Annotated in this window: 13 protein-coding genes; 8 read left to right on the forward strand and 5 right to left on the reverse strand. The window is 66.1% G+C overall.

All coding sequences use genetic code 11. From position 1 onward, the window contains the following. Positions 1-79: 79 nt before the first annotated feature. Both J7024_RS03165 and J7024_RS03170 read right to left on the reverse strand, forming a co-directional pair. On the reverse strand, positions 80-316 hold the full coding sequence (locus J7024_RS03165; RefSeq protein ID WP_124897414.1) for a hypothetical protein: 237 nt from the start codon (positions 314-316) through the stop codon (positions 80-82). Between the two features lie 66 nt (positions 317-382). Beyond that, positions 383-640: a hypothetical protein gene (locus J7024_RS03170; protein WP_175751353.1), complete on the reverse strand. Its 258-nt coding sequence runs from the start codon at positions 638-640 to the stop codon at positions 383-385. Between the two features lie 224 nt (positions 641-864). Here J7024_RS03170 and J7024_RS03175 point away from each other — a divergent pair, with 224 nt between their 5' ends. The 3 genes from J7024_RS03175 (at position 865) to J7024_RS03185 (ending at position 2587) form a co-directional block, all read left to right on the forward strand. After that, on the forward strand, positions 865-1515 hold the full coding sequence (locus tag J7024_RS03175; protein ID WP_124897416.1) for a BON domain-containing protein: 651 nt from the start codon (positions 865-867) through the stop codon (positions 1513-1515). A 55-nt stretch (positions 1516-1570) separates the two neighbouring features. Beyond that, entirely contained in the window at positions 1571-2020 is a 450-nt protein-coding gene (locus tag J7024_RS03180; RefSeq protein ID WP_124897417.1) for a CBS domain-containing protein, read from the forward strand. Positions 2021-2110: 90 nt separating this feature from the next. Further along, entirely contained in the window at positions 2111-2587 is a 477-nt protein-coding gene (locus J7024_RS03185; RefSeq protein WP_175858603.1) for a hypothetical protein, read from the forward strand. Between the two features lie 349 nt (positions 2588-2936). Here the strand turns inward: J7024_RS03185 and J7024_RS03190 are convergent, their stop codons facing one another. Together J7024_RS03190 and J7024_RS03195 are read right to left on the reverse strand one after the other, a co-directional pair. Then, complete coding sequence (locus tag J7024_RS03190; RefSeq protein WP_234744785.1) at positions 2937-3809, reverse strand: ABC transporter permease; 873 nt, start codon at positions 3807-3809, stop codon at positions 2937-2939. Then, on the reverse strand, positions 3766-4833 hold the full coding sequence (locus J7024_RS03195; protein ID WP_234744786.1) for an ATP-binding cassette domain-containing protein: 1068 nt from the start codon (positions 4831-4833) through the stop codon (positions 3766-3768). Before J7024_RS03195 ends, J7024_RS03190 begins: the two co-directional genes overlap by 44 nt. Here J7024_RS03195 and J7024_RS03200 point away from each other — a divergent pair. From J7024_RS03200 to J7024_RS03210, 3 genes are all read left to right on the forward strand, one after another. Further along, positions 4814-5257, forward strand: coding sequence for a hypothetical protein (locus tag J7024_RS03200; RefSeq protein WP_124897419.1), 444 nt, complete (start codon positions 4814-4816; stop codon positions 5255-5257). The genes J7024_RS03195 and J7024_RS03200 overlap by 20 nt on opposite strands. A gap of 79 nt (positions 5258-5336) precedes the next feature. Next, positions 5337-6701, forward strand: a complete 1365-nt coding sequence (locus tag J7024_RS03205; protein ID WP_175770500.1) for a nicotinate phosphoribosyltransferase — start codon at positions 5337-5339, stop codon at positions 6699-6701. Then, complete coding sequence (locus J7024_RS03210; RefSeq protein ID WP_124897420.1) at positions 6698-7774, forward strand: hypothetical protein; 1077 nt, start codon at positions 6698-6700, stop codon at positions 7772-7774. Before J7024_RS03205 ends, J7024_RS03210 begins: the two co-directional genes overlap by 4 nt. Here J7024_RS03210 and J7024_RS03215 read toward each other — a convergent pair. Further along, positions 7752-8738, reverse strand: coding sequence for a ribose-phosphate diphosphokinase (locus J7024_RS03215; protein ID WP_124897421.1), 987 nt, complete (start codon positions 8736-8738; stop codon positions 7752-7754). The genes J7024_RS03210 and J7024_RS03215 overlap by 23 nt on opposite strands. A gap of 44 nt (positions 8739-8782) precedes the next feature. On the opposite strand from J7024_RS03215, the gene J7024_RS03220 reads away from it, so the two are divergent. Both J7024_RS03220 and J7024_RS03225 read left to right on the forward strand, forming a co-directional pair. Further along, positions 8783-9742 (forward strand): acetyltransferase, encoded by a 960-nt coding sequence (locus tag J7024_RS03220; RefSeq protein ID WP_124897422.1) that lies wholly within the window; start codon positions 8783-8785, stop codon positions 9740-9742. Positions 9743-9941: 199 nt separating this feature from the next. After that, positions 9942-11675 (forward strand): ABC transporter permease, encoded by a 1734-nt coding sequence (locus J7024_RS03225; protein WP_124897423.1) that lies wholly within the window; start codon positions 9942-9944, stop codon positions 11673-11675. The last annotated feature ends 118 nt before the right edge of the window (positions 11676-11793 follow it).

The raw sequence follows: 11793 nt of genomic DNA on the forward strand, positions 1-11793 counted from the left end.
ATTCGACTTTCGATGCCGGAGCTCGGTCGAGCCTGCGTTCGCCCGGCTTCAACGATGCGTCGCGTGCCCATGGGGATCGTCATCGAACCGGATGCTGCGCTCGAAGCCGTTCGAGCCGTGCGAGGATCTCGTCGGTCCGGCGCAGCAATGTCTTGTTCCCCTCGGCCCTCTCCCTGACGGTATTCAGTCTTGCGCGCCAGTACGCGGGATCGCTGATGGATGTCTTCGTATGGAAGTATGACCGGGTCTGCTCGAGCAGACGAATGGATCCTTCGATATGGGATAGCTCGCGTTCGACGTCGCAGTACCGGTTCATGCAGGATCTCCGGTGGGTTGAGTGACGCATGCTGGACTTCAGGTATCCATCGCGTCTTGATTTCACTCAATGCATCCAATTATCGGGTTTTTCGCGGATTCGATAAATAATTCGGAATACGTAATTAATGGAATTGGCGACGGATCGGGTGGCGGATAGCGTGATGCCAAGGCCGGAAAATCGACCCGTCATGATGTCCGGCCAGCACGCGCAGTGATGTTTCGCTGCCATTGCATCAGATGAATCGGCGATCGTTTTGATCGCCTGCGCGCACAGGATGACGTGCGTCAAGAAGGATTGCCCGGCAAGAGCGAAGATCGACATTCCTGCATGTCGATCGCGATCGGACTCGACATGATCCTTGCCGTCTGTGTCTTCAAGCTCATGGTACGGAAACCAGACCGGGGTGCGCCGTCGACTTCACGAACGCGTGCCGTCCGATCACGACGGCGACTCCGATCGGCGCGCCGAGCTGACCTGCATCAATCCCGTGCGGCGAAGCCGCACCTACCGTTGTTTTTATCGGATGCGAACAGGAGTTGATGGCCATGAAAAGCGACAGCGACCTGAAGAAGGACGTCGAGCAGGAACTCGAGTGGGACCCGTCGATCGATGCCGTGCGCATCGGCGTGGAGGTGCATGAACGCATCGTGACGCTGACCGGACACGTTTGCAGCTATCTGGAAAAGATCGCGGTGCGCAAGGCCGTCGAGCGTATCGAAGGTGTGCGTGGCATCGTGCTGGAGCTCGGGGTGAGAACCGATGACGGCAAGCGTCGCTCGGACGAGGACATCGCCGTCGCTGCACGCTCGCTCCTGCAGTGGGATGCCGGACTCGGTGAACAGGCCGTGCACGTGACCGTCGAGAACGGATGCGTGACGCTGTCGGGTGAGGTGATGTGGGGTTACCAGATGCAGGAGGCCGAGCACGCCGTCGAGCGGCTGCGTGGCGTCACCCGGATTTTCAACGAGATCCATGTCCGGCCCCATCCGACCCGTGCGGACGTAGCAGGCAAGATCGAGGCCGCGTTGACCCGGCACGCGGCGGAAGAGGTCGGGCATGTCGGCATTACGGTTCAGGACGGCTGCGTGACGTTGACCGGCCAGGTGGATTCGCTGCGCGAGCGGCGAATCGTTTTCGATGCCGCATGGTCGGCACCGGGTGTGCGCGACGTGGTTGACCAGCTTTCCGTTGCATGATGACTCGGGCGGACGTCGAGCGACGTGCCGCTTCGTCCCGATGGGGAGAATGAACATGAATGCCGCGATGCTCTGCTCCCGCGATGTCGCCATGTGTACCACGCAGGCAACCGTCGTCGAGGCAGCCGAAATGATGCGCGATACCCATGTCGGCGATCTGGTCGTCGTACGTGAACAGGAAGGACGAAGCATGCCGGTCGGGATGGTGACCGATCGCGACATCGTGCTTACGGTGGTTCGCGCTGACGCGGCGGCCGGCTCACTGTTCGTCGGTGACATCATGTCGGCACCCGTCGCGATCGCTCACGTCGACGACGACATCTGGCTGCTCGCGAAGCGGATGCGTCAGCATGGTGTTCGCCGGCTACCGGTCATCGGCGACGACGGGGAACTGGTCGGTATTGTTACGCTCGACGATCTGCTGCGCGCGGCCGCGGCGCTGCTCGACGAGTTGCGTCTCGTGGCGGCCCGCCAACCGTATTTCGAGGAGAAGCAGCGTGGCTGATCCGGTTCATTCTGGTTCAAGCTGCGCCTTACGCGACGCAGCGGCGCGCCCGGTGCCGGTGCGATGCGTCGCCATGACGCACGCGATCCAATGACACGCGTTCGCCGCGTCTACCCGCGCACCCCGCTGCGTTGCTGGCTCGGCTGCCTTGGTCTTTGCCTGCTGCTGTCGAGCGCCACGACGTGGCTCGGTGCAAGCTACGACCATCCGGTGAGCGCGGGTGTCGTGACTGGCATGAGTGCGTCGGAATGCGCGCGCGTGGGCGCGCGGCCCGCAGGATCGTTGCTGACGACACCGCTCCCCGAACACGACATCTGTCTGCCGCTGTTCGTTTATCACGCGTCGTATCCGGATGCCGCGAGCGACGTCCCGTCGTACCGCACATGGGTACTCGAGCAGCGGGTGGGCGAATTCTGGCAACTGTTCGGCTACGTGCTTTTGCTGTGGGCGACGATACTGGTCCTCATCGTCTGCCCGATCGTGGTCATTCGCCGCCGGGCCCGGCAGCGCCGCCGCGGGTCGCGCCCCCGGGCGAGCGTGGATCGGCGCAACGGCAGCGATGCGTGAACTTCGTCGACTTGCTCGACAGGTTTCCGATTGCCGACGCGACGACTCGACATTCATCGCGGCAGGCGGTACAGCGGCCTGCGCGAAAGCGATGAGCAAGGGGCAGCGACCATGGCGATTCCAGTTGAATTGCATAGTGCGAACTGGTCCGTGACGATTGCCGTCGATACTGGTGGCTACCGTTGCTCGGCCGCGAGAATGTCCGCTCGCCTGACAGCGAGTCCGGGCAGGTATTCGTGCCTCACCGGGTATCGACCGCAAGGCGCGGCGCTGGATGGCGTGCGCAATGGCATGACATTGATCCAGATGAGACAGTCGGACGCGTTCACGTTCTGCCGATCTGGCGCGCTCATTGGGCGATACGCGGATAAAGTAGCGCGCTTGCCGTGGCTAGCGACGCGAGAGAGCCGACGAGCACGAGGAAGTCGGTGGCGAGCCCGATGTGCGCAATCGCGCCGTAGCCGGGCAACAGCAGCAGGCGAAGCGCGTCGACCTGATAGCTGAGCGGATTCAAGTGCGCGACGATCTGGAGCGCACGCGGCATCATCGCGGTCGGGTAGATCGCGTTGCTGGCGAAAAAGAGCGGCATGGTCAGCACCTGTCCGACTCCCATGAAGCGCTCCCGCGTCTTCACGAGGCAGGCGACGATCAGCGAGAACGTCGAGAAGACCGCCGCGCCGAGCACGACGAACAGCACGAGGCCGGCGAGCGCGACCGGATCGTAGCGCATGTGCACACCCAGCATAGCCCCGAGTGCCATCACCACGGCGGCTTGGACCAGCGCGCGGGCGCCGCCGCCCAGCGCCTTGCCCATCACAAGTGAGACGCGTGGTGTCGGCGTGACGAGAAACTTGTGGACGATGCCCAGATCCCGCTCCCAGATGATCGAGATGCCGTTGAAGATCGCGATAAACAGCACGCTCTGCGCGAGAATCCCGGGCGTCAGGAAATCGAGGTAGGGGATGTCGGTCGTTTCTATCGCGCGTGCCCGACTCATTACCTGCCCGAATATCAGCAGCCACAGTGCCGGCTGGATCGCGCGCGTCGCCAGCTCGGTCGGGTCGTGCCGCAGTTTGCGGATCTCCATGTCGGCAATCGCCAGCGTTTTCTGCGCGAATCCGGTCATGTGCCGAAGCGCACGCCGCATGCGCGCGTGCGCGAGTGCGCTCCTGCCCGTCTCATCCGAGCCGCTGGGTAGTTCGGCGAGTCTGCGAGATTTCATCGTAGGATCCTTCCAAACCGGCATCGTCGCGCGTGAAATGCTCGAACGCCTCGTCGAAGGTGGCGCCGGGGCGCACGCTCGCTGCCAGTTCGCGCGGGCTGCCGATCGCCGTCACGCGGCCGCGGCTCATGATGGCCACTCGGTCGCACATCTGCTCGGCTTCGTCGAGGTAATGGGTCGTCAACAGTACCGTGGCGCGATACTCGGCGCGTAGCCGCGCGACCAGCGACCAGACGGTAGCGCGGGCAATCGGATCGAGCCCGACGGTTGGTTCGTCGAGAAAAAGGACCCGAGGGCGATGCAGCGTGGACTGCGCGATCTCGAGGCGCCGGATCATGCCACCGGAATAGGTTTTCACGAGTTTGTCGCCGAATTCGGAGAGATCCATGAAGGCGAGCGCGTCGCGAATTCGCGCGGCCCGCTCTGTGCGCGGCAGGTCATACAGCTTCGCGAATACGAGCAGGTTTTCGTAGCCGGTCAAGTCGCCGTCGGCCGACAATGCCTGTGGCACGTAGCCGATCGCGCGGCGCACGGCACCGGCGGCTTTCACGATGTCGAAGCCAGCGACCGTGGCATGGCCCGAGGTCGGCACAAGCAGCGTCGTCAGCATCTTGATCACTGTCGTCTTGCCGGCGCCGTTGCGACCGAGCAGGCCGAGCGCTTCGCCGGGCATTACCGTCAGCGTCAGTGCGTCGACCGCGCACAGCTCGCCGAAGCGCCGGGTAAGCCGGTCGGTGTCGACGATCGGTACGACAAGCGAAGTGTCATTCATGATGTGTCTTGCCGCGAAGGCCGATCCGTCCAATGTTCGCGATCCATTCTTCCAGCCGGCCGCACGGCACGCTTGACACATGTCAAGCGCCTGCGCCACGCGTGGCCGCGAGACGGAGCGCGGCCGGATCGTCGCCGTTTCCGGAGGGTCGCGGGCGCGACGTTGATCGCGATCAACATCGCGCGGCGGGACGCCAATACGATGGATTGCATCTCCCTCGAGGGTGGCAACCATGAACAGGATCGGATCCACCTGCCGTGTGCTCGCGCTTTGCGCGGCGGCATGCATTGCGTTGCTGATGGAGCCGGCACATGCTCAGCATGCGGGTCATGTCCCTCACCAGGATTTCCACGGTCGCGACTTTCACCATTTTGCGCCTCAGGAGCGCGCGCACTGGCGCAGCGGCCGCTGGGTGCAGGACTGGCATGACGGGCGTTACGCGTGGTGGTGGATCGTCGACGGCTACTGGTACTTCTATCCCGAACCGATGTATCCGTTTCCGACCTACATTCCGCCCGCGATCGTCATTCAACAGCCGCCGCCGACCCCGGCACAGCTCCCGCCGGAACGTGCGTGGTACTACTGCAACGATCCGCGCGGATACTATCCGTATGTCGCGTCGTGCAATGGCGTCTGGACCGCGGTGCCATCGGCCCCAGGTCCGGCGCCGCAATGACGCAAGCGACGCTTGTCCGCATCGGTGCGGCCGGGCGCCGGCAGCACGATCGCGCACCGGCGGCGCAGGAGGGCACATGATGAATGGATCCTGGCCGGATGCCGACATCGACGACGTACTGCTGACGGATTTGTACGAGCTGACGACGATGCAGGCCGCGTTCGATGCCGGAATGAACGAAGCGACCAGCTTCGAGTTCTTCGTACGGGCGCTGCCGGAACATCGCGCATTCCTGATGGCGTCGGGACTGGCGCCCGTGCTCGACTATCTGGAGCGTCTGCGCTTCACTGCCGCCACGCTCGAACGCCTGGCCGCAACCAGGCGCTTTCGCGCGGATTTTCTCGCGTCGCTCGCGGGCTTCCGCTTCACAGGCACGGTCGACGCGATGCCGGAAGGCACAGTGTTCTTTGCCAACGAACCGATCCTGCGGATCACGGCGCCGCTTCGCGAGGCGCAGTTCGTCGAAAGTCGCGTGATGAATCTGCTGCATTACGCAACGCTGGTCGCCAGCAAAGCCGCGCGCGCCACGCTTGTCGCGCACGGGAGGTTGCTGGTCGATTTCGGACTGCGGCGCGCCCATGGTGCGGAGGCCGCGATGCTGGCCGCGCGCGCCAGCTACCTGGCGGGGTTTTCGGGTACGGCGACCCTGCTCGCCGGTTTGCGCTATGGCATTCCCGTGTACGGCACGATGACGCATTCGTACATCCAGGCACACGACGACGAAGCGCTCGCGTTCGAGCATTTCGCGCGATCGCAGCCGGACAACGCGATGCTGCTGATCGATACCTACGATACGGAGCATGCAGCGCACAAGGTGGTCGAACTGGCGCGCCGGCTCGCGCCCGATAACGTGCGCATCAAGGGCGTGAGGATCGACAGTGGCGATCTGGCGGCGCATGCGCGCAACGTTCGAGCGATTCTCGATCGCGGCGGCTTGACCGATGCGACGATCTTCGCGAGCGGCAATCTCGACGAATCGCGGCTGCGGGAACTCGTTCGCCAGCACGCCCCCATCGATGGGTTCGGAATCGGCACGCAGATGAGTACGTCGGCGGACGCAGCGTGCCTCGACTGCGCGTACAAGCTCGTCGAGTATGCGGGCCGGGCGCGCTGTAAACGCTCGGAGGGCAAAGCGACGCTGCCCGGCCGCAAGCAGGTGTTCCGTCAATATGGCCCGGATGGGCGAATCGCCATCGACTGCATCGGTCTCGCGGGCGAAAGCATCGAGGGCACGCCGCTGTTGCGTCCGGTCATGGTCGCCGGGGTACGACTCGCGGCGCCCGCGCTCGGCGAGAGCCGCATTCACGCGTTGCGAGAACTGTCCACGCTGCCCGATCCCATGCGTGTGCTGGCGCCCGTCATGCCGCTGCAGCCGTTGATTTCTCCGGCGCTGAAGGCACTCGACGCGCAGTGGGGCGGGCATGCGGCGCCGCAAGCGGCATGAACGATGCACGTATCGCGGACGGCCGCGCGATCATGCCGGGCGACAAGGTCGCCGCGTTGCGCCTGCCCGCCGCATGGCCGGACGGCACGCGCTCGGTCGACGTCGTCGAAACGCACATGTCGTGGGTATTCCTGACGGACCGGCATGCGTGGAAGCTCAAGAAACCCGTGCGCGCGCCGCAGCTCGATTTCCGGACGCTGGCCGCGCGTCACCGCTTCTGTTGCGAGGAGGTGCGCCTGAACCGCCGCCTTGCGGCCGACGTCTATCTCGACGTGGTGCCGCTCGTCGTCGATGCCCGTGGCTGCCTGCATGCGGACGGGCACGGCGAGATTGTCGACTGGCTTGTCCGGATGCGGCGCCTGCCGGCCGCGCGCATGCTGGATCGCGTCCTGTCGGGCGGCCTGGCCACGCCCGATGACGCGCGCCGGATCGCGGCCCGACTGAGCGCGTTCTACCGGATGCTGGCGCCCGCGCGAATCGGCGCGGAAGAGTATCGCGACGCGTTGCGTTGCACGATCGATGCCAATGAGCGCGCACTGTCCAGGCCGCTTGCCGGCCAATCCGCCGACGTCGTGCGCACACTCTGCGCGCGGCAGCGATCGTTGCTGGCGGGCGAGGCCGCCCGCTTCGATCTGCGGTTGCGAAACAGGCATATCGTCGAAGGACATGGCGATTTGCGGCCGGAACATGTCTGCGTCGACGATCCGGTCGCGATCATCGATTGCCTCGAATTCTGCAGACGGCTGAGAGTCCAGGATGCGGCCGACGAGGTCGGCTTTCTCGCGCTCGAATGCGAACGCCTCGGCGCACCGGGTTTCGCGGCCGCGCTCGTCGACGCGTACCGCTCGGCGAGCGGCGACGATGTCGATGACGGATGCGTGCATTTCTACCAGAGTTGCCGGGCCATGACGCGCGCGCGGCTCGCGGTCTGGCACTTGCGCGAGCCCGCGTTCAGGGCGACGCCGGTCTGGCGCGATCGCGCGAGCGCGTACATCGCGCTCGCCAGACGGCACGCCGACGACTGCGAGCGCGCGTGGGTGGCAAACCACGTCAGCGCCGCAGCAAATCCGTGAGCGAGCCGCCGCGATGGATACGCGCAATCGCCTCGGCAAACAGCGGCGTGCTGTCGAGTATCGCGAGCTTGTCCCTGAGCGGGCCGGCCGGCACGCGCCAGGGCGGCACCGTATCGGTCACCGCGATGCCGGTGAGCGCGTCGCCGCCGAGCCGGTCGGCCGCATTGTCGAAGAACATCCCGTGCGTCGCGACCGCGTAGACGGATTGCGCGCCGAGCGCGCGGCAATCTTCGGCCGTGCGGGCCAGTGTCGTCCCGGCGCCGATCAGGTCGTCGACGATGACGGCGCAACGGCCAGCTACGTCGCCGACGATCGGCATGGACGTCACGATGCCGCCGCTGCGCAGCTTGCCGGCGAATGCCGCTTCGACGGGATGCCCGAGGCGTGCTTCCAGCCGGGCACGAAAATCCTCGGCGCGCCGCACGCCGCCGGCGTCGGGCGATACGACCACGACGGGCCGTTCGCCGGATTGCGCGGCGAACCATTCGACCAGCATGCCGTTCGCCTCGAGATGCTCGGTCGGGCAGCGAAACGCATTCTGGAATGCCGCGATGTTGTGTACGTCGATCGCGACGACGCGATCGACGCCCACCGCTTCGAGCAACGTGGCGACATAGCGTGTGGACACCGGATCGCGCGGCTGCGAACGGCGGTCCTTGCGCGAATAGCACAGGTAAGGCATGACCGCACAGACGCGCCCGGCCGACGCATCCTTCAACGCGCCGACGAAAAGCAGCAGACGGCACAGCTTGTCGTTCACGGAGCTGCCCGGCTCGCCGTGCAGCGACTGCACGACGTAGACATCGTGTCCGCGCACGCTGGCAAGCGCACGCGTCTTGTGTTCGCCGTCCTCGAACGGACGTTCCTCGTGCGCGGCAAGCGTGACCCCGAGACGGGTCGCGATGCGCTCGCCGAACGCGCGGCAGGTGGCGAAGGCAAACAGGCTGAAAGGGAGACGTTCCATGGCAGGGCTACCTCGATTGACGCGTTCTTCGGGTGTTGCGCATCATGACGCGCTTTGACGTGTTCAACGGCGATGCCGACGGCATCTGCGCGCTCCAGCAGCTCCGGCTCGCGATGCCGGCCGAGTCGGTGCTCGTTACGGGACCCAAACGGGATATCGCGTTGGTCGCGCGCGTGCCGGCCGTCCGAGGCGACGCCGTCACCGTCCTGGACGTTTCGCTCGACGTGAACCGCGCGGCGCTCGAGGCACTGCTGGCGCGCGGGGTCGACGTCGACTATTTCGATCACCACATGCCCGGCGCGGTGCCCGATCATCCGCATCTTCGCGCGCACATCGATACGGCGCCGGACACCTGTACGAGCGTCATCGTCGATCGCTACCTGGCGGGCCGGCAGCGGCGCTGGGCGGTGGTCGGCGCTTATGGCGACAATCTCGCCGGCGTGGCCGGCAGGCTCGCCGCCGCCTGCGGCCTGACGGATGCCGATGCCTATCGTCTGCAGATGCTCGGGGAATCCGTCAACTACAACGGATACGGCGATTTGCCCGACGACCTCTTCATGGCGCCGCTGGCGCTGTATGCGGTGCTGCGGCAGTATGCGAACCCGCTCGATTTCGCGGAGTCGCCACTCGCGCGGAGGCTCGACGCCAACCGGCGACGCGATATCGCGCGTGCGGAGCGGCAGCGCGCGACCATCGCGCTGCCCCAGGCGGACGTCTATATCCTGCCCGACGCGCGCTGGGCGCGTCGCGTGCGCGGCGTGTTTGCCAACCGGCTCGCGCGCAGGGACGCGACACGTGCTCACGCGGTGCTGACGTTGTCGGCAACGGGCGGTTACACCGTCAGCGTTCGCGCGCCGGTCGCCGCGCCGTACGGCGCCGATCGTCTTTGCCGCGCCTTTCCGGAGGGTGGCGGCCGGGAAGGGGCTGCCGGCATCAACCGGCTCGCACCGGATCGTCTCGACGCGTTCGTCGACGCACTCGCTCATGCGTATCCCGTTGCGTGAGCCGACGCAGCCGCGCGCGGCGGTGCGATACGGCATGGCCGGAACGGGTGTCATCGAGGGGCTCCTGAACGGTGGCTGTTGCTCGGCGGTACTCGCTGCAATCGTGGCGCCGCTCGTTGCACGGCGGTTGATGCAGGTCAAGCCCGCCTGCCTGCCGCCCCGGGAAGATGAACCGCCATCATCGCCGGGGAGAGGCGTCGTGGAGCACCATGCCGAGGTATTGCGGGGCGGGCGCTGGACGCTGCCCGTGCCGGGCTGGCGGGATCTCGCCGCGATGCTCATCGTCACCGGTTTCATGCTGTTGGCCGGCATCTCGGCACACCAGATGGCCGGCCTGCTTACGGTTGCGCATCCGCCAGTCATCTCGCTGTCTCCCGCGGCGCTGCCCGGCTATACGCTGCGTACGGTCGCGCGCATGTTCGCGGCATTGCTCGCGTCGATTGTCTTCACGTTCGTCTACGCTACCGCTGCGGCCAGGAGCCGGTCGGCCGAGCGGGTGCTGATTCCGTTGCTCGACGTGCTGCAGTCGGTGCCGATCCTCGGCTACCTGTCGTTTACGGTGCTGTTCTTCCTGTCGTTGTTTCGGGGGCGGATCCTCGGTGCCGAGTGCGCGGCGATCTTCGCGATCTTCACGAGCCAGGCGTGGAACATGACGTTCAGCTTCTACCAGGCGCTGCGCACGGTGCCGCTCGATCTCGACGAGGCAAGCCGCAGCTTCCGGCTGTCCGCGTGGCAGCGCTTCTGGCGTCTCGACGTGCCGTTCGCGATGCCCGGTCTCGTCTGGAACGCGATGATGTCGATGTCGGGCGGCTGGTTTTTCGTCGTTGCGTCCGAGGCGATCGCGGTCGGCAACTTGCACGTCGACCTGCCGGGCGTTGGCGCCTATGTCGCGCAGGCGATCGCGAACCGCGACCTGGCCGCGGTGGGCTGGGCGATCGTCGCGATGAGCGTGGCGATCGTCCTGTACGACCAGTTGCTGTTCAGGCCGCTGGTCGCGTGGTCGGAACGGTTCCGCTATGGCGATGGCGCGCCCACGGCCGCGTCGCGCAGCTGGATGCTCGACCTGTTCCATCGATCGCGATGGATGGCTCGCGCAGCTGGCCCGGTCGGCGTGCTGTTGCGCCGCGCGGCGGGAGCGCGGCTGCCCGGTGCCGCCTGGCCGTGGCGCGGGCGGACGGCGTTGCTGCGCCATGCGGGCAATGCGCTCTGGTTCGCGCTGTGCATTGCGGGATGCGCCTATGCGGCGTACGTGCTGTTTCGCCTCGGACGCGCAGCGCTGACCTGGGCGGACCTGCGGATCGTGGCAGGCGCGGGAGCGCTTACCTTCGTTCGCGTGACGGTGCTCGTCGTGATCGCGTCGGCGATCTGGGTGCCGATCGGTATCGCAATCGGTCTTCGGCCGCGCGTGGCCGCCCGCGTTCAGCCGGTCACGCAATTCTTCGCCGCGTTTCCGGCCAACCTGCTGTTTCCGGTGGCCGTATTCGCGATTGTGCGCTGGCGGCTCTCTGCGGACATCTGGCTGTGCCCGCTGATGATATTGGGCGCGCAATGGTATGTGCTGTTCAACATGATCGCCGGTGCGAGCGCGTTCCCGGCCGACCTGCGCGAAGCGGCGGCCTGCTTCCGGGTCCGGCCGGCGACCTGGTGGCGTCGCGTCATGCTGCCGGGTGTCCTGCCGTACTTCGTGACGGGCGCGATCACCGCGTCCGGCGGCGCATGGAATGCGAGCATCGTCGCGGAAGCCGTGACCTGGGGCAGCACGCGCCTGAATGCCGGCGGACTGGGCGCCTACATCGCGCAGATGACCGACGCGGGCGACTATCCGCGCATCGCGCTCGGCGTCGCCGTCATGTCGCTGCTCGTGATCGCGACCAATCGGCTCGTGTGGCGCCCGATGTATGCGTTCGCGGAGCGCAGGACGCGGCTCGATTGAGTCCGGACCCAGTTCCTTACCCGCAGGAGACCGGTGTGTCGAATCTCGGTGAATGCAAGGAAACGAACGCTGCGAATGCGGCCGCGCCGTCGTCCGGCCAGACGCCGGTCGTGCTCGA

Origin of the sequence: Burkholderia sp. WTPI3 (assembly GCF_021483755.1) — a bacterium.
In the GTDB taxonomy this organism is placed as follows: Bacteria; Pseudomonadota; Gammaproteobacteria; order Burkholderiales; family Burkholderiaceae; genus Burkholderia.